The sequence below is a fragment of the Bacillus sp. GbtcB14 genome (assembly GCF_019091205.1).
Lineage (GTDB): Bacteria > Bacillota > Bacilli > Bacillales > Bacillaceae_G > Bacillus_A > Bacillus_A cereus_AG.
In genome coordinates this window covers 11,933-29,451 of sequence record NZ_JAGXJT010000004.1, presented here as the reverse complement: position 1 = coordinate 29,451, position 17,519 = coordinate 11,933, and the positions used below count along the sequence as shown (strand labels likewise).

The window sequence follows — 17,519 nt, the reverse complement described above, 5'->3', positions numbered from 1 at the left end:
CCGAAAGAACCGAAGGAACCAAAAGTGAAACCAGAAGATCCGAAAGAACCGAAGGAACCAAAAGTGAAACCAGAAGATCCGAAAGAACCGAAGGAACCAAAAGTGAAACCAGAAGATCCGAAAGAACCGAAAGAACCGAAGGAACCAAAAGTGAAACCAGAAGATCCGAAAGAACCGAAGGAACCAAAAGTGAAACCAGAAGATCCGAAAGAACCGAAAGAACCGAAGGAACCAAAAGTGAAACCAGAAGATCCGAAAGAACCGAAGGAACCAAAAGTGAAACCGGAAGACCCGAAAGAGCCGAAAGAGCCGAAGGAACCAGAAGTGAAACCGGAAGACCCGAAAGAGCCGAAGGAACCAGAAGTGAAGCCGGAAGATCCGAAAGAACCAGAGGTGAAACCGGAGAAACCGGAAGTAAGACTGGAAAAATTAATTAAAGAGCCGCAAGTAAAAGTAGAAAGAGAATTACCGAAAACAGGGGCAGCGTCTCCATGGATGATGTCAGTTGGTGCGGGAGTTTCATTCTTAGTTGGCGGAGTAGTATTCATATTAGGTAGAAGAAGAAAACAATAATTCGTTTTCTAATATATAAAAAGTAAAAGCTCCTTCCATACATGGAAGGAGCTTTATTTTTGTATATTAAAACATACTTGAGCTATGCATCGGTTGAAGTTTTGCGCTTGGATCGAAGTAAGCTTTTGCATTGTTTACTGCTGTTGGTGCTTCACCAAAGCCGCAAGCAATGAGTTTCACTTTTCCTTCATATGTACAAATGTCACCAGCAGCGTAAATGCCAGGAATATTTGTTTCCATTTTTGAGTTCACGAGAATGCTGTTTTTTTGTATATCTAAGCCCCAGTTTTTAATTGGACCAAGAGAGGAAACGAAGCCGTAGTTTATGATAACATCATCGACATCGATGATAATTTTTTCTTCTGTTTTTACGTGTTGAAGAACGACTTGTTCAATTTTGTCATCACCAATGAGTTCAACTGGAACGTATGGTGTGCTTACTTCTGCACGAGAATTCATTAAGCTTTCTACGCTATGTTCATGCGCACGGAATTTATCACGGCGATGAACGATTGTAACTTTGTCAGCGATCGGCTCTAACATCATTGTCCAATCCACTGCTGAGTCGCCGCCGCCAAATACTACGACACGCTTACCAGCAAATTTATTCATATCATCAACAAAATAATGTAAGTTTTTCTTTTCGTACTTTGCTGTCCCTTCTAATTCTAAGCGGCGTGGTTGGAAAGCACCATTGCCAGCAGTAATAATAACTGATTTAGAATAGTGAGTTTGCTTATTCGTAACAAGTTTAAATATACCGTCAGCTTGTTTCTCAAGCGTATCAACAGCTTCTTCTAAACAAACGGTTGGGTCAAATTTCTTCATTTGCTCTTTTAAGTTATCAACTAATTCTTGTGCGCGCACTTTCGGGAATCCAGCTACATCATAAATGTATTTTTCAGGGTAGAGTGCGGATAATTGTCCTCCAAGTTGAGGTAAGCTTTCAATGATTTTTACACTTGCTTGTCTCATACCGCCATAAAATGCTGTGAACAGTCCTGTTGGACCACCACCAATAATTGTTATGTCGTAAACTTTTTGATTTTCTGCCACTTTCATTCCCCCTATAGATGGAATTTTGATATTGATTTCATATATTGTTCATATGTACACGAAAATCCTGCAAATGATGACACTTTCAAATAAATGATAGCATATTTGAGTTCATAATACTTCCGAAAACGACTGAATTGTGTGTAAGTTTTCGCATAGATACTTTTTTAATTGTATAAAATAGGGTGAAAGGAAAATACATGAAAAAAAGGCTGAAAAACCCTTGAAAACGCTATGTTATTTTAAAATATTGATAATTCGCCAGACGCTTGAATTCTGGAATAAAACCGACTAATATAGGGAAGTATTATGTTAAATTTCTATGACAAAATTCGTACGATTTTTTGACTGCGTTTTGTTACGATATAGAATGTGATAAATTCCACATTCTTGACAAATAGAGTTTTTAGTACTTGGTATTATTTTTTATTACTATTATATAAAGAAAAGGGTTGTGATTTGGTGAAGACTCCAAAAATCGTAGTTTTAGGTGCAGGTTATGGCGGGATGATTACGACTGTTCGTCTGCAAAAAGCATTATCTGTAAATGAAGCTGAAATTACGTTAGTAAATAACAACAGCTATCACTACCAAGCGACTTGGTTACACGAGAGCGCAGCTGGTACATTACAAGATGAAAAAATCTGTCTAGATATTCAAGACGTTATTGATACAAATAAAGTGAACTTTGTACAAGATACAGTAGTAGAAATTAAAGCTGCTGAAAAACGCATTATCTTAAAAGACGGCGAGTTAGAGTATGACTACTTAGTAATCGGTCTTGGTTTCGAATCAGAAACATTCGGAATTACAGGATTAAAAGAGTATGCATTCTCAATCGCTAACATTAATGCAACTCGTCAAATTCGTGAGCATATGGAAGCTAGTTTCGCTAAATATGCAACTGAACAACGCGATGAATTAGTAACAATCGTTGTTGGTGGTGCTGGATTTACTGGTATCGAGTACGTAGGTGAGCTTGCAAATCGTGTTCCTGAACTTTGCAAAGAGTACAATGTACCACGTGAAAAAGCACGTATCATCTGTGTAGAAGCTGCTCCAACAGCACTTCCAGGTTTCGATCCAGCATTAGTAGAATACGCTGTAAAACAACTTGAGAAAAAAGGCGTAGAATTCCGCATCGGTACAGCAATTAAAGAAGCAACTGAAGAAGGTATTATCGTTGCAAACGGTGATGATACTGAATTACTAAAGTCTGAAACAGTAGTTTGGGCTGCAGGTGTTCGTGGTAACGGTATTGTAGAAGAGTCTGGCTTTGAAGCAATGCGCGGACGTGTAAAAGTTGATGAGTACATGCATGCTCCAGGATACGAAGATGTATTCATGGTTGGTGACGCAGCGTTAATCATTAACGAAGAAATTAACCGTCCATACCCACCAACAGCACAAATCGCAATTCAACAAGGTTACAACATTGCACACAACTTAACTGTATTAGTTCGTGGCAAAGGCGAAATGAAAACATTCGCATTCGACAATAAAGGATCTGTATGTTCATTAGGTCATGACGATGCAATGGGCGTTGTTATGGGCAAAAAGTTAACAGGTTGGAAAGCTTCCTTCATGAAGAAAGTTATCGATAACCGTTACCTATTCTTATTAGGTGGACCTTTATTAGTTCTTAAAAAAGGTAAATTGAAGTTATTTTAATATATAGTAGAGAAAAGCAGAAACGGCTAAGAGCTGTTTCTGCTTTTTTCGTATTAAAAATATAGTATAATATATAAAAAAGAAAGAATATTCTGTCCGTTCTAGTAGAGGAGGGTATTACATCATGGAGAAACGAGGGAAAGTATGGCTAGCTGTTGGTGGCTTAGTAGCTACAAAAGATGGCAGGTGGCTGTTCGTTAAGAAAAAATACAGTGGATTAAAGGGGAAATGGTCTTTACCGGCTGGTTTTGTAAATGAAGGTGAGACGGTTGATGAAGCTGTGAAACGTGAAGTGTTAGAAGAGACAGGTATCGTCGCTCATGTGAAGGGGATCATTGGTGTTCGATCGGGTGTGATTCGCAATGAGATTAGTGATAATATGATTATTTTCCTTTTGGAGCCTGAAGGAGAAAACATTATTGTACAGGAGAAAGAATTGTCTGAAGTAGCATTTTTACATCCAGATACGATTGCAGACGATCCAAATACGTCTTTACTTATCAAATATTTGTTTGAAGGAAGGTCAGAACTACATCTTGAGATGAACAAAACATTAGATCCAGGAGAGCAATTTGGTTATACAGCCTATCACGTATTTACGGCACAGACGAAGGAGAGGGAGAAAGAGTGAGTATACCGGTACTACTTATTTCAATGATGTTATTCTTCATTTTGTTTTTTGGAATTGGATTTTTACTCAACATGATTTTGCGAGCTACGTGGGTAATGGTTATTGTGTATCCAATTATTTGTATGCTTATTATTAATAAAGCGAGTATGTGGGATTATTTTTCAAAGCCGAAAGAAGCGTTCTCTTCATTTGGGACAAGTATATCGCATTTAGGACAGGCAGATGTGTTTATTCTATCTACTGGATTAGTAGGTGCTGCCTTGGCCGGAATTATAATTAAGAAACTTCGGAAAAGCGGATATCAAATGTTTTAATCTCCAATTCATTTGGGGATTATTTTTTTGCATATTCCTTCATTGTATAGGGAATGATTAACGATGAAGGAGTGTGGAATATAAAAATGTTAAAACGATATTGTATTCGCATTATGATGACTTGTTTACTTGTATCCGCATTATGCGTAACATGGAATGCTTTCACAGGAGTTTCTTTATTAGAGATTGTAAAGAAATATGAGGGAACGAGTGCAAAAGAAGTACATGCAGCAGAAGTTAAGAGAAATGTTGCTCCGAGTAAAGAAGTGATAAATGCTTTAGAGCAGGCGAAAGACTGGTCTAAATATCGTTCAATTGAAATGACTGCAACAGGTTATACGTCAGGAATTGAGTCAACTGGTAAGAGGCCGGGACATCCGGAGTATGGTATTACATATTCAGGTGTTAAGGCGAAAAGGGATTTATATTCCACAATCGCAGCGGACCTACGCGTATTCCCAATTGGAACAATTTTATTCGTACCAGGTTATGGATATGGTGTAGTAGCTGATAAGGGCGGTGCAATAAAAGGAAACCGCCTTGATTTGTACTATGATACGGTGAAAGATGTTTATAGCCAATGGGGTAAGAAAAAAGTAAATGTGTATGTAGTGAAAGTTGGAGATGGTAAGTTTTCAGAGGAAGAGTTAACGATGTTAAATCAAGACGAAACGATGCAAGTATTTCGCGGTCAATATTTAAAACAAAGATAGTCTAGTGGGAATTACGCTAGGCTTTTTTAATTTTATATAGAAGAAGTATGGATTATATAGGATGTAACAGAAGTTAGAATTGTCGCATTTTATCGAAAATAAAGTTATAATAAAGGTAGAGTAGAGAAATTTAGGGGGTCTGAACATGTTTCAAGTACAAAAAGAATTAGCAAGCCATGAAGCGGTAATTGTTTCCTTATTTGAAGAAGAGAAAACGAGTAGTTTTGTACAAGAACTGGACAAAGCGTTTGAAGGACAATTACAAGTTTTATTAGAAGAGAAAGAACTTTCTACTAAGAAGAAAGCTATTTCGAAAGTACATAGTTTAGGGAAAACAAATGTGAAACGTTATTATTTCGTTGGTTTAGGAAAGAAAGAATCGTATACGACGGAAACATTACGTGCTGCTCTTGGTAAGGCGTTTAAAACACTGCAGGCAGCAAAAGTACAAGATGCAGCAATCTTACTTGATTCTTTCGTAACAGAGAAATTAGACGCGATTGATGTAGCTCACATTGCAGCAGAAGTACAAGGTCTTGGTACATATGAGTTACAAACGTATAAATCAGATAAAAAGGATCGTGTGGAACTAGAGAAGTTCACGGCTATTACAGCGGAAGATGCACACGAAATTGAAGCTGCATTAACAGTTGGCTACGTACATGGACGTGCAACAAATTCAGCTCGTACACTTGTAAATATGCCGCCAAACGTATTAACAGCAACAAAGCTTGCTGAGTATGCTGTTGAGTTAGCGGAAAAGTATGATATGGATTATAAAGTTCTTGAGAAAGAAGAGATGGAAGATCTTGGTATGGGCGCGTTACTTGCAGTAAACCAAGGTAGTACAGAGCCACCAAAAATGATTGCTCTTATTTATAAAGGAAAAGAAGAGTGGACAGATGTCATTGGATTCGTTGGAAAAGGGATTACATACGATACAGGTGGTTATTCTTTAAAACCACGTGAAGGCATGGTCGGTATGAAAGGTGATATGGGCGGTGCTGCTTCTGTATTAGGTGCAATGGAAATTATCGGTGAACTTCGTCCAGAGCAAAATGTGATTGCTGTTATTCCATCGACTGATAACGTTGTAAGTGGTACAGCATTTAAGCCAGACGATGTAATCACATCTATGAGCGGAAAAACAATTGAAGTATTAAATACAGATGCAGAAGGTCGCCTAGCGTTAGCTGATGGTATTACGTATGCGAAAAAACTAGGTGCAAACTATCTGATTGATGTTGCGACATTAACAGGTGGTGTAATTGTTGCACTTGGAAATCATACGACAGGCGCAATGACAAACAATGAAGAGTTGTTTGAGCAAGTGCTAGAGGCATCTATGGAAACAGATGAATCAATTTGGCAATTACCGATTTTTGATCGTGATAAAGAACGCGTTCGAAACAGTAAGTTTGCTGATTTAAATAACTCACCAGGCCGTGAAGGGCATGCAGTTATGGCAGGTACATTCCTAGGTGAATTCGCTGAAGATACACCATGGGTACACTTAGACATCGCTGGAACATCTGAAACATCAGGAGCGCATGATTTAGGACCAGCTGGAGCAACAGGTGCAATGGTACGTACACTTGCAACATTTGTTGAGCGTTTCGGAGAAGAGTAAGACCCATAAGAGAAGGCTGTTCCAATATTTTGGAACAGCCTTTTTTTATTAGTATGATTATGGGCAGCTTTTGTCGGTAAGTCGATATAATTTTATTTCCTATTGTACTGTTCCATAGTGAAAGATGGATCCTATAAAGAAATCGTATATAACGTCCCATTTAAGGCAAATGAAGTGCGACCTGTCTCTTCAGAGACAACTAAAATAAGCGCATCACTTTTTTCTGATAAGCCAATAGCAGCTCTGTGACGTGTTCCTAGCTCAGAATCAACTTCTGTGCTTTTCGTTAATGGAAGAATATTAGCAGCTGAAACAATATGATTATTTTTAACGAGAACGGCTCCGTCATGAAGAGGATTACCTGGATAAAAAATGGATTCGAGCAGTGGTGCGGTTAAATGAGCGTTTAACGTTGTTCCGGTTTGAACGAAAGGATGAAGTGTCTCGTTTCGTTCTACAACGATAAGAGCACCATGTTTTCGGGCACTTAAATGTTGAACAGCTGTTGTGATAAAATGTGAGCTTTCTGTATAAGGTGATAAATACGCTTGAATATAGTATGTAGCTGCCAATGTTTGTACGTTTGCTAACATATGATGAATATCTTCCATTTTGCACAAAATACATTCATCTTCTTGATCAATTGCTTGTCTCATAATTGATAATTCTTTTTCGGCAATTTCAATCATTTGCTTTGTTTGTATTTTGAGCTCTTCTGACAAGCCCCATTCTTGCATAATCCTCATTCCCTTTAGTGGAGTATTTAACCATAGTGTATACAAATATTCCTAGTAAAATCCTGTTAGATTGTAAAAAATATTGAGATACAGGTTGTTTTTTTCATATAATAAAGGTATGACAAGTGAGAGGAGATAGAAATATGAATTGGAAACAAGAATTTAGTCGCTGGCTTTCATATGCAGAATTAGATACAGAATTAAAAGAGCAGCTAGAAAACATGAAGCAAGATGAGAAGAAAATCGAGGACAGTTTTTATAAAAATCTAGAGTTCGGCACAGGTGGTATGCGTGGTGAACTGGGTGCTGGTACGAACCGTTTAAACGTATATACAGTTCGTAAAGCGACACAAGGATTAGCGAAGTTTATTGAAAAGTCAGGTGAAGAAGCGAAAAAACGCGGTGTTGTTGTAGCGTATGATTCTCGTCATAAATCACCTGAATTTGCAATGGAAGTAGCTGCTACACTGGGTGCGCACGGTATTACTACATATGTGTTTGAAAGCTTACGTCCAACGCCAGTGCTTTCTTTCGCAGTTCGTCATTTACATACAGTAAGTGGAATCGTTCTTACGGCAAGCCATAATCCACCTGAATATAACGGTTACAAAGTATACGGTGAAGATGGTGGGCAGTTGCCTCCAAAAGAAGCTGATGAGTTAATTAGCTATGTAAATGCAGTAGAGGATGAGTTAACAGTTGAGGTTGCTAATGTGGAGCAATTAAAAGCTGACGGTTTATTACATATTATTGGACAAGAAGTAGATGATGCATATGCAGCAGAATTGAACAATGTCATCATTAATAAAGAAATGGTACAAAATGTTGGTAAAGACTTAAAAATCGTCTTTACACCATTACATGGAACATCAAATATTTCTGTACGCCGTGGTTTAGAAGAAGTTGGATTTACAGATGTAACAGTTGTAAAAGAGCAAGAGTTACCAGATCCGAACTTCTCTACAGTGAAATCACCGAACCCAGAAGAGCATGCAGCGTTTGAGTATGCAATTCGTGACGGTGAGAAGGTAGGCGCAGATGTGTTAATCGCAACGGATCCTGACGCAGACCGCCTAGGCGTTGCAGTTCGTAATCACGATGGTGAGTTCCAAGTATTAACTGGTAACCAAACAGGTGCATTAATGCTTGATTACTTATTATCTCAAAAGAAAGAAAACGGAACGCTTCCAGAAAACGGTGTTGTATTAAAAACAATCGTAACGTCTGAAATTGGCCGTACAATCGCGAAAGCATACGGTTTAGATACAGTTGATACGTTAACTGGATTTAAATTTATCGGTGAGAAAATTAAACAGTATGAAGAAAGCGGACAATACGCATTCCAATTCGGTTATGAGGAAAGCTATGGTTATTTAATCCGTCCATTCTGTCGTGATAAAGATGCAGTACAATCTGTTCTATTTGCATGTGAAGTAGCTGCATACTACAAATCACAAGGTAAAACGTTATACGATGGTCTATTAGAAGTATTTGCGAAGTACGGTTTCTTCCGTGAAGACCTTGTATCGTTAACGCTAAAAGGAAAAGATGGAGCGGAACAAATCCAAGAGATGATGGCAACATTCCGTGAGAATCCTCCGAAAGAAGTAGCGGGCTTAACAGTTGTAGCAGTTGAAGACTATAAAGCGAGCATCGTTACATCTTTACAAGATGGACATAAAGAAGAGATTCACTTACCGAAATCAAATGTGTTAAAATATCAATTAGAAGATGGTTCTTGGTTCTGCCTACGCCCATCTGGAACTGAACCGAAGATTAAGTTCTACTTTGGTGTTCAAGATAATTCTTTACAAAATAGTGAACAAAAGTTACTTACTATTAAAGAAGATATTATGAATCGTTTATAATATAAAGTAATTTTAAGTAGTAGGGAATAAAAGGGAGTGAAACCTCCCTTTTGTTCTATGTAAGGAAATAATCGTTATTGATTCTGACAGAAGAGAGGGTATTTTGTGATGAAAAGAGTAAGAAAAGCGATAATCCCAGCAGCTGGATTAGGAACACGTTTTTTACCAGCTACAAAAGCAATGCCAAAAGAAATGTTACCGATAGTAGATAAACCAACTATCCAATACATTGTAGAAGAAGCGATAAAATCAGGAATCGAAGATATTATTATCGTTACTGGTAAAACGAAGCGCTCTATTGAAGATCATTTTGATAATGCATTTGAGTTAGAGCAAAACTTATTAGAAAAGAAAAAGTATGAGTTACTTGAAAAAGTACAGGCTTCTTCAAAAATGGTAGATATTCACTATATCCGTCAAAAAGAACCAAAAGGATTAGGGCATGCAGTTTGGTGTGCACGTAAATTCATCGGTGACGAGCCGTTTGCTGTTTTATTAGGTGATGATATCGTTCAAGCTGAAAAACCATGTTTACGTCAATTAATTGAAGAATATGATAAAACGCTTTCTTCTGTTATTGGTGTACAAACGGTTCCAGAAGATGAAACACACCGTTATGGAATTATCGACCCATTAGAGCAAGAAGGACGCCGTTACCAAGTTCGCAATTTCGTTGAGAAACCAGCAGCAGGTACAGCACCTTCAAACTTAGCAATTATGGGACGTTACGTTTTAACACCTGAAATCTTCATGTTCTTAGAACAGCAACATGTTGGTGCTGGTGGTGAAATTCAGTTAACAGATGCAATCCAAAACTTAAACGAAATTCAACGTGTATTCGCTTACGATTTCGAAGGAAAGCGCTACGACGTAGGTGAAAAGTTAGGATTCGTTCAAACGACAATCGAAATGGCCCTGCAACACCCAGAATTACGTGATGACATGGTTCCAATGATGCAGAAAATTTTAGAAGAATACACGAAGCAAAATTCTTAAGATAAAAAAAGAGTTATTTCAGTATGCTGAAATAACTCTTTTTTATTATGAAATCGTCGAATGAGAATGCTGATAAGCGGAACGACGTACAGCATAGTATATACGAGGTGCGATAATAGCACCGATAATGGTAAATACAATATCTTTTACTGCGAACCACATCATAATCATCCAAGCTGTTTTATAGCTCATATTACCGCCCATGAAGAGATTGACTGCCCCGTACATATAAGTAGTACCGATAATATAAGTTAAAATGATTCCTGTGAAAGAGGCAATTGCAAATGTACGAAATGTTGGTTTTTCCTTTTGTTCTACTAGTTTTCCTGATACGTAAGCAACGATAATAAATGCGATAATAAAACCACCAGTAGGATCTAGAAGTGCCCCAAATCCTGCTTTGAAGTTAGCGAAGATTGGTGCACCTGCTACTCCAACAAGCATGTAAACAGTCATTGATAATGCACCAAGTCTACTTCCAAGAAGAAGCCCTGCTAAAATTGCGAAAAATGGTTGCATAGATAATGGGATGCCTGCTACTTGTAGGAATGGTGCCCAAGATACAATATTTGCACCAATGGCCATAAGAGCGACGAACATGGCAGCTAATGCTAAATCTAAAACATGAAATCTCCTCATAATGTTAACCTCCTGTTGTTTTTAGGTTAACATTATCGTAGCGAAAATATTTACTTGTTGTCAATTAAAATATTTTGATAAGAAGGCTTCAAATAATCTCTTAGCAACGTATATGGAATACGAAATTGCGGAATACCGCTTGAATAAGGAGCAATCTCATATAAAGGGAAATAAATGACGAGGTTGTCCGGTTCTAAAAAGAAGTGGAACTTTTTTGTGCTCATGACCTTTTCAGTTGCATCGGGAAAATAAATGCTTTCATTTTGTTTAATTTGTCTTACAATCTCAGCACGGATTACTTCTTTATATTTATCTTCTTGTTGAAATACATCATCTAAGTGTAGTAACTTTTTTTCATTTAAATCAAATGTGTTTGCCTTCCACGTATACAGACCGTGTGCTCCGCCTGTATATTGATAGTAATTCACATATAGACTAAGAAAAGGTGGTTTGTTTAAGGAGACTTTATAATCAACATTCGCCACGTACGGATGAAATGGTGTGCTAGACCCTTCTGTTTCTTTATAATATTTTTTTGCTTCTTTCTCTAATTTGGTTTTAAATTTGTCAGTAGATTTTTTGTAATAGAAATTGAGCTTATTTTGAAATTTAGAATCGGAAAAATTGTGAAAAGAAGGTCTGTTAATTTGATATTCTATATAAGGTTTCTTACCTTTTTGCGTTACAGTCTGAACATCAATTGTCAGGTTGGATGCTTTGGCGGCTAGTGTACAATTTGGTACAATAGTCAGCAAGGAGAACATAAGCAGTAATATACAAAATTTCTGTTTCATTTAGGTGAAACCTCCTTATATAAGTGTTATAAGTAGTTTGAAAACAAATAGGTAAAATTATACATTAAATTAAAGTAAGAGAAGGGGGAAATGATATGGCAAAAACTTTAATGGATTCACTTGGAATTGAGTTGTTAGAGATGACAGAAGATAAGGTGGTTGCTACGATGCCTGTAGATGAGCGTACGCATCAGCCATTTGGATTTTTACACGGTGGTGCTTCTGTTGCGTTAGCAGAAACAGTAGCAAGTGTCGGTTCATACAATTTAATTGATCAAGAGAAATGTATCTGTTTCGGTCTAGAAATTAATGCAAATCACATTCGCTCAAAGAAAGATGGAATTGTAACAGCGATTGGAACACCGATACATAGAGGACATTCAACGATGGTTTGGGATGTGCGTATTATTGATGAGAATGACGATTTACTATGTATATCAAGATGTACAGTAGCAATTAAAGAAAAACGTGAAAAGTAAAAAGAGGCGGCTCAATAGAGCGCCTCTTTTTCTTATAATTAGAACTGGATTTTCTTCTCTAAGAAACCTTTTAGTTCGCTAATTGGCATACGAACTTGTTCCATTGTGTCACGATCACGTACTGTAACAGCTTTGTCTTCAACTGAGTCGAAGTCGTAAGTGATACAGAATGGTGTACCGATTTCGTCTTGACGACGGTAACGTTTACCGATAGAACCAGTTTCGTCAAAGTCTACCATGAAGTCTTTAGCTAGTTCTGCGAATACTTCAGTAGCACCTTCAGATAGCTTCTTAGATAATGGTAAGATAGCTGCTTTGTATGGCGCTAAAGCAGGGTGGAAACGAAGAACTGTACGAGAATCATTTTCTAATTGCTCTTCTTCATATGCATCACATAAGAATGCTAATGTTACGCGGTCAGCACCTAAAGATGGCTCGATGCAGTACGGTACGTAACGCTCATTCGTTTGTGGATCGATATAGTTAAAGTCTTCGTTAGAGTGTTCCATGTGACGTTTTAAATCGAAGTCTGTACGAGATGCTACGCCCCAAAGTTCGCCCCAACCGAATGGGAATCTGAATTCAATATCAGTTGTTGCGTTACTGTAGTGAGATAATTCCTCTTCACCGTGGTCACGAAGACGCATGCTTTCTTCAGTCATACCAAGTGAAAGTAACCAGTTCTTACAAGTTTCACGCCAGAATGCGAACCACTCTAAATCTTCACCAGGCTTACAGAAGAATTCAAGTTCCATTTGTTCGAATTCGCGTGTACGGAATGTGAAGTTACCAGGCGTAATTTCGTTACGGAAGCTCTTACCGATTTGGCCAATACCAAATGGAAGTTTTTTACGCATAGAGCGTTGTACGTTTTTGAAGTTTACGAAAATACCTTGTGCTGTTTCAGGACGAAGGAAGATTTCGTTCGTGCTAGACTCGGTAACACCTTGGAATGTTTTGAACATTAAGTTGAACTGACGGATTTCAGTGAAATCTTCACTACCACAATCAGGACATTTTACTTCATGTTCTTTCATTAAGTCAGCCATTTGGTCGAAAGTAAGACCATCAACAACCATTTCGATGCCTTTTGTATCTAATGCATCTTCAATTAATTTGTCAGCACGGTGACGCGCTTTACATTTTTTACAGTCAATCATTGGATCGTTGAAGTTACCAACGTGACCAGAAGCGATCCAAGTTTTTGGGTTCATTAAAATAGCTGCGTCTAAACCAACGTTATGTGGAGATTCTTGAATGAATTTTTTCCACCAAGCTTTTTTAACATTATTTTTTAATTCGATTCCAAGTGGACCGTAATCCCAAGTGTTTGCAAGACCACCGTAAATTTCAGAACCAGGGAAAACAAAACCGCGATGTTTCGCTAAGTTTACTACTTGTTCCATTGAATACATAAGAAAATCCTCCTTTTGAAAGTTAACGTATTGGCGATGAAGTGCTCTGATACTTGTGAAACGAGCAGTATATGCTTTGAAAAACATAAAAAAACGCTCATCCCAAGGCTTAATTGCCTAGGGACGAGCGTTTGCCCGCGGTTCCACCCTAGTTGATACACAACAGGTGCATCCACTTTATCACGTATTGCTCGGGACTGCCGTTTCCTTGCGGCTTCAGGCTTTCACTATCCCTGAATCGCTTTTTGTGCAAGTACTTATAAGTCCGTCATCGCTACTTATATTAATAATAATGAACATATTCTAACACGTTCTTTTTTAAATCTCAATAGAGGAACGCGTCTATCTATGATAGAGTCTCGCCTATTTTTTCGTTATTTATTCCGTAATTTTGTTTAATGTGCTTAATTGCTTCACGTTTGCTGAGCGGGGCAAGCTCGTTATTTTGCACGTATTCCCAAACGACAGCGGGATTCGTTTTTGCGTATTCGCGAAGGACCCAGCCAATCGCTTTTTGAATGAAAAATTCTTTTGACGAATGTAGTTGTCCGATAATCCAGAAAAGAAGCTCTTCATCCATCTTTTGTTTATATTTTAGCTGGAACAAAATAGCGGCGCGTTGTAACCATATGTTGTCTGATGCAATCCATTTTGGAATATAGGCAGAAATTAATTCCGGATGTTTTAAAAAAATACCACCTAAAAATGTGGGGACGATGCTATCAACAGAATCCCACCAAGACTTCGTGACAATCAGTTCTTCTAAGAAGGGGATATGCGTTTCGTTTATATGCTTTTTATATTTTTGCATAATATCGAGTGCGGCTGCCTGAAATTCACGTTCTGGTAAATCCCAAAGCTCACGTACGATAACTTGGAAGTCTTTTTGATCTGGGAGAGTATGTATGTGAATAACGTCTTTTAATAACTGTCTTCTCTCGGGAGTTTGAATACCGAGAAACGGGAAGTGATTTTTCATATAACGTGCCATCGGTTCTGCTTTTTCAAGGTTTTTATGAGCTATGAAATGCTCTTGTAATGCTTTTACAAATGGATGCATAGGTCCGTTCTCCTCTCTAATTATCTTACTCCTATTATTATACAGAGAGTTTGGTTGAATTTTAAAACATAACTTGCAATGTAACGAAATATGTTGAGAGTAGAGAGGAGAGGATAAGATGGAAGATCAGGGCTTACTAGCAGGTTTCTTTGCTCTTAGTTTTGCGTTTATTCTTGTTATCATAATTTGGGCAATTATTGCGTATTTTTTAACGGCTTTTGCACTGTATACGATGGCGAAAAATGATGGTGCAACGGATGGTGCTCTTGCTTTTATTCCTTTTGTAAATAGTAAGGTATGGGGTGACTTAGCGAAAGACAAATTACCGGATTTCTTGAAAGAAGAAGCAGGATGGAAAGTATTCGGTATATATGTCGCATGTTTCATTTTTAACTTCGTACCCATTCTATATTTAATAGCAACAGCTGTATCACTTGTATTATCTATTTATCTCATCTACGCTATCTTAGACAGATATGGAACGAACTCTATATTATTTACGATTATTCATGTAATCACATTTTCGGTGTTCTTGCCGATTCACTTGTTCATTATTCGGAACGAGCCGATGAGGTATAATGAGTAGGTTTGTTATTTTTTGTTGATGAGTTGATATATTTTAAATATGTGTAATGAAAAAAGCGCCCTGTTTATTTGGGCGCTTTTTCTACTACATAAGGTAGCGTACATAAATATAAATATGAGAAATGATTAATGAAACGATCATAATTGGGAAACCGACTTTTAGGAAGTCCATGTAGCTAAACTTATGTCCTTCGCGGCTTGCGATACCTGCAACAATTACGTTAGCAGAAGCGCCGATTAATGTTCCGTTTCCGCCTAGACAAGCACCTAATGCTAATGCCCACCATAATACGTCGATTTGTGCGTCAGAAGGTGATAAACCTAGCCCAACTGCCATATCGTTAATAAGTGGGATCATTGTTGCAACGAATGGAATGTTATCGATTGTTGCAGAGGCGATACCAGATACCCATAGAATAAGGATAGATGCTTGAGAAATATCTCCGCCCGTTATTCCAATTACTTTTTGAGCTAACGTTTTGATAAGCCCGATATCGATAAGTCCTCCAACGAGTACGAATAGTCCTGCGAAGAAGAAGATTGTTACCCATTCTACACTTGCGAATACCTCTTCAATTTCATGTTCTTTCACACCAATTAGCATAAGAACAGTAGCGCCAGTTAAGGCAATGATAGCTGCATCAACATGGAAGATCGAATGAGTCATGAAACCTACAATTGTAAGTCCAAGTACTGTTAAAGATTTTTTCATTAATACTGGATCTTTAATGTATTGTTTTTCATCAAGGCTCATTAATTTTTTAACTTGTACAGGATCAGCAATTAATTGTTTACGGTACATGAAGTAAAGTATTACTGCTGTAACTGCAATAATAATAATTACGATTGGCGCTAAGTTTAGCAAGAAAGCATTGAAATCTAAATGCTTATTTGCAGAACCGATCATAATGTTAGGTGGATCACCAATTAATGTTGCTGTTCCTCCGATGTTTGAAAAAATAATTTCAGAAAGTAAATAAGGAACAGGATTTACTTGCAGTATGCGCGTAATAGATAAAGTAACCGGAACAACAAGAAGTACAGTTGTAACGTTATCTAAAAATGCGGAACCAAGCGCAGTAAGTAAGGAAAGTGAAATTAAAATTTTAATTGGATTTCCTTGAGCTCCTTTTGCTGCTTTAATGGCAACGTATTGGAAGACACCCGATTTACTCGTAATGTTCACCAAAATCATCATACCGATGAGTAGCGTAATCGTCCCCCATTCAATATGTTTCGTAAAGGCGTTGTGTAAATCAACGACCCCCATAATTACCATGAGTGCTGCACCAAGAAGTGCGATGACAGCGCGATTAATTTTTTCTGAAATAATAATGGCATATGTAATTAAAAAGACTGCGATAGCAAAATAATACTGCCAGTTTGCGAGCTCTTGCGTTGTTTCGTGCAAAACTCTCATCTCCTTTCATTCACTTTTCTTAGTGTGTCAAAAATTAACTAGATGAAACACACATAACGTCATTATAAAGTAGAAAAATGGAGGATGTAAATGAGAGAGGGTATTTTGTCATATTTTCTGCATTGGTCATTTTTTCTCATTTTTAAAAATATTTGTGGGCATTTGACATATATATAAGATACATCCAATCTGAATATTTAAAATGGAATTAGCATTCGAGCTTGTTCGTGTAGGAGTGTCAAATAGAAAGGAATGACAAAGATGATAAGGAAGGGATCGTATGGATGAACAACAATTTTTATTTTTGGATTTTGAGTTTACGATGCCCCAGCACAGAAAAAAACCAAAAGGATTTTTCCCGGAAATTATTGAGGTAGGACTCGTTTCGGTTGTTGGCTGTAAGGTAGAAGACACGTATTCTGCTCATGTTAGGCCGAAAACTTTTCCTTCTTTAACGGATCGATGTAAGAAATTTTTAGGAATTAAACAAGAAGTCGTAGATAAAGGAATTTCGTTTCCAGAACTCGTTGAAAAACTTGCAGAATATGAAAGGAGATGTAAACCAACCATTGTTACGTGGGGAAATATGGATATGAAAGTGTTGAAGCACAATTGTGAAATGGCGGGAGTAGACTTTCCATTCTTAGGACAGTGTCGTGACCTATCACTTGAGTATAAGAAGTTTTTTGGGGAGAGAAATCAAACAGGATTGTGGAAAGCAATTGAGGCGTATGGAAAAGCAGGGACGGGTAAGCATCATTGTGCGCTAGATGATGCGATGACGACGTATAATATTTTTAAATTAGTAGAAAAAGATAAAGAGTATTTAGTGAAACCAGCACCTCCAACATTAGGAGAACTCGTTGATTTTTCAAAAGTGTTAAAGAAAGTGAGTACACAGTAACGACCAAATTGCACAGTATGTAATTTGGTCGTTT

The 17,519-nt window shown here is 37.6% G+C and carries 18 protein-coding genes; 11 read left to right on the top strand and 7 right to left on the bottom strand.

Annotation, left to right across the window (positions count from 1 at the left end):
* Positions 1-573, top strand: a 573-nt coding sequence (locus KVT31_RS30255) for an LPXTG cell wall anchor domain-containing protein (protein WP_254637202.1), incomplete at its 5' end; no start/stop codon positions are given.
* Between the two features lie 66 nt (positions 574-639).
* Here the strand turns inward: KVT31_RS30255 and KVT31_RS12755 are convergent.
* Entirely contained in the window at positions 640-1,629 is a 990-nt protein-coding gene (locus tag KVT31_RS12755) for an NAD(P)/FAD-dependent oxidoreductase (RefSeq protein WP_141532670.1), read from the bottom strand.
* Between the two features lie 462 nt (positions 1,630-2,091).
* On the opposite strand from KVT31_RS12755, the gene KVT31_RS12750 reads away from it, so the two are divergent.
* The 5 genes from KVT31_RS12750 to pepA all read left to right on the top strand — a co-directional run bounded on the left by KVT31_RS12750 (position 2,092) and on the right by pepA (position 6,588).
* Complete coding sequence (locus KVT31_RS12750; protein ID WP_140392588.1) at positions 2,092-3,300, top strand: NAD(P)/FAD-dependent oxidoreductase; 1,209 nt, start codon at positions 2,092-2,094, stop codon at positions 3,298-3,300.
* A gap of 124 nt (positions 3,301-3,424) precedes the next feature.
* Positions 3,425-3,931, top strand: a complete 507-nt coding sequence (locus KVT31_RS12745) for an NUDIX hydrolase (RefSeq protein WP_088098230.1) — start codon at positions 3,425-3,427, stop codon at positions 3,929-3,931.
* A complete protein-coding gene (locus tag KVT31_RS12740; protein ID WP_088098229.1) occupies positions 3,928-4,245 on the top strand; it encodes a YuiB family protein in 318 nt (105 codons plus the stop codon). Before KVT31_RS12745 ends, KVT31_RS12740 begins: the two co-directional genes overlap by 4 nt.
* An 86-nt stretch (positions 4,246-4,331) precedes the next feature.
* Positions 4,332-4,958, top strand: coding sequence for a 3D domain-containing protein (locus KVT31_RS12735; RefSeq protein WP_140392587.1), 627 nt, complete (start codon positions 4,332-4,334; stop codon positions 4,956-4,958).
* Positions 4,959-5,103: 145 nt separating this feature from the next.
* The gene (gene pepA / locus KVT31_RS12730; RefSeq protein ID WP_088098227.1) at positions 5,104-6,588 is read left to right on the top strand and encodes a cytosol aminopeptidase; all 1,485 of its coding nucleotides are present in this window, start codon (positions 5,104-5,106) and stop codon (positions 6,586-6,588) included.
* A gap of 131 nt (positions 6,589-6,719) precedes the next feature.
* Here pepA and cdaS read toward each other — a convergent pair whose 3' ends face one another.
* A complete protein-coding gene (gene cdaS / locus KVT31_RS12725; RefSeq protein ID WP_088098226.1) occupies positions 6,720-7,325 on the bottom strand; it encodes a sporulation-specific diadenylate cyclase CdaS in 606 nt (201 codons plus the stop codon).
* 143 nt (positions 7,326-7,468) lie between these two features.
* On the opposite strand from cdaS, the gene KVT31_RS12720 reads away from it, so the two are divergent.
* Both KVT31_RS12720 and galU read left to right on the top strand, forming a co-directional pair.
* Positions 7,469-9,193 carry a phospho-sugar mutase gene (locus KVT31_RS12720; protein WP_088098225.1) on the top strand — a complete coding sequence of 575 codons (1,725 nt, stop codon included), beginning with the start codon at positions 7,469-7,471 and terminating at the stop codon, positions 9,191-9,193.
* A gap of 108 nt (positions 9,194-9,301) precedes the next feature.
* Positions 9,302-10,189 carry a UTP--glucose-1-phosphate uridylyltransferase GalU gene (gene galU, locus KVT31_RS12715; protein WP_088098224.1) on the top strand — a complete coding sequence of 296 codons (888 nt, stop codon included), beginning with the start codon at positions 9,302-9,304 and terminating at the stop codon, positions 10,187-10,189.
* Positions 10,190-10,234: 45 nt separating this feature from the next.
* Here the strand turns inward: galU and KVT31_RS12710 are convergent, their stop codons facing one another.
* Both KVT31_RS12710 and KVT31_RS12705 read right to left on the bottom strand, forming a co-directional pair.
* Entirely contained in the window at positions 10,235-10,828 is a 594-nt protein-coding gene (locus KVT31_RS12710; RefSeq protein ID WP_088098223.1) for a biotin transporter BioY, read from the bottom strand.
* 50 nt (positions 10,829-10,878) lie between these two features.
* On the bottom strand, positions 10,879-11,622 hold the full coding sequence (locus KVT31_RS12705) for a DUF3298 and DUF4163 domain-containing protein (RefSeq protein ID WP_088098222.1): 744 nt from the start codon (positions 11,620-11,622) through the stop codon (positions 10,879-10,881).
* Positions 11,623-11,717: 95 nt separating this feature from the next.
* Here KVT31_RS12705 and KVT31_RS12700 point away from each other — a divergent pair, with 95 nt between their 5' ends.
* Positions 11,718-12,101: a hotdog fold thioesterase gene (locus KVT31_RS12700; protein WP_001140610.1), complete on the top strand. Its 384-nt coding sequence runs from the start codon at positions 11,718-11,720 to the stop codon at positions 12,099-12,101.
* Between the two features lie 38 nt (positions 12,102-12,139).
* Here KVT31_RS12700 and KVT31_RS12695 read toward each other — a convergent pair whose 3' ends face one another.
* Both KVT31_RS12695 and KVT31_RS12690 read right to left on the bottom strand, forming a co-directional pair.
* On the bottom strand, positions 12,140-13,516 hold the full coding sequence (locus tag KVT31_RS12695) for a glycine--tRNA ligase (RefSeq protein WP_088098221.1): 1,377 nt from the start codon (positions 13,514-13,516) through the stop codon (positions 12,140-12,142).
* A 346-nt stretch (positions 13,517-13,862) separates the two neighbouring features.
* Positions 13,863-14,576, bottom strand: a complete 714-nt coding sequence (locus KVT31_RS12690) for a DNA alkylation repair protein (RefSeq protein WP_088098220.1) — start codon at positions 14,574-14,576, stop codon at positions 13,863-13,865.
* 118 nt (positions 14,577-14,694) lie between these two features.
* Between KVT31_RS12690 and KVT31_RS12685 the strand changes: the two genes are divergently transcribed.
* Positions 14,695-15,162 (top strand): hypothetical protein, encoded by a 468-nt coding sequence (locus KVT31_RS12685; protein ID WP_088098219.1) that lies wholly within the window; start codon positions 14,695-14,697, stop codon positions 15,160-15,162.
* Positions 15,163-15,246: 84 nt separating this feature from the next.
* On the opposite strand, the gene KVT31_RS12680 is transcribed toward KVT31_RS12685, so the two are convergent.
* A complete protein-coding gene (locus KVT31_RS12680; protein WP_140392585.1) occupies positions 15,247-16,572 on the bottom strand; it encodes an ArsB/NhaD family transporter in 1,326 nt (441 codons plus the stop codon).
* 289 nt (positions 16,573-16,861) lie between these two features.
* Between KVT31_RS12680 and kapD the strand changes: the two genes are divergently transcribed.
* Positions 16,862-17,485: a 3'-5' exonuclease KapD gene (gene kapD, locus KVT31_RS12675; RefSeq protein WP_088098217.1), complete on the top strand. Its 624-nt coding sequence runs from the start codon at positions 16,862-16,864 to the stop codon at positions 17,483-17,485.
* Positions 17,486-17,519: the final 34 nt, after the last annotated feature.

Bases quoted from the DNA above. Each gene is read 5' to 3' on its own strand.
- KVT31_RS12745 (WP_088098230.1), top strand. From the start codon at position 3,425: ATGGAGAAACGAGGGAAAGTATGGCTAGCTGTTGGTGGCTTAGTAGCT.
- KVT31_RS12735 (WP_140392587.1), top strand. From the start codon at position 4,332: ATGTTAAAACGATATTGTATTCGCATTATGATGACTTGTTTACTTGTA.
- pepA (WP_088098227.1), top strand. From the start codon at position 5,104: ATGTTTCAAGTACAAAAAGAATTAGCAAGCCATGAAGCGGTAATTGTT.
- cdaS (WP_088098226.1), bottom strand. From the start codon at position 7,325: ATGCAAGAATGGGGCTTGTCAGAAGAGCTCAAAATACAAACAAAGCAA.
- KVT31_RS12720 (WP_088098225.1), top strand. From the start codon at position 7,469: ATGAATTGGAAACAAGAATTTAGTCGCTGGCTTTCATATGCAGAATTA.
- galU (WP_088098224.1), top strand. From the start codon at position 9,302: ATGAAAAGAGTAAGAAAAGCGATAATCCCAGCAGCTGGATTAGGAACA.
- KVT31_RS12710 (WP_088098223.1), bottom strand. From the start codon at position 10,828: ATGAGGAGATTTCATGTTTTAGATTTAGCATTAGCTGCCATGTTCGTC.
- KVT31_RS12705 (WP_088098222.1), bottom strand. From the start codon at position 11,622: ATGAAACAGAAATTTTGTATATTACTGCTTATGTTCTCCTTGCTGACT.
- KVT31_RS12700 (WP_001140610.1), top strand. From the start codon at position 11,718: ATGGCAAAAACTTTAATGGATTCACTTGGAATTGAGTTGTTAGAGATG.
- KVT31_RS12695 (WP_088098221.1), bottom strand. From the start codon at position 13,516: ATGTATTCAATGGAACAAGTAGTAAACTTAGCGAAACATCGCGGTTTT.
- KVT31_RS12690 (WP_088098220.1), bottom strand. From the start codon at position 14,576: ATGCATCCATTTGTAAAAGCATTACAAGAGCATTTCATAGCTCATAAA.
- KVT31_RS12685 (WP_088098219.1), top strand. From the start codon at position 14,695: ATGGAAGATCAGGGCTTACTAGCAGGTTTCTTTGCTCTTAGTTTTGCG.
- kapD (WP_088098217.1), top strand. From the start codon at position 16,862: ATGGATGAACAACAATTTTTATTTTTGGATTTTGAGTTTACGATGCCC.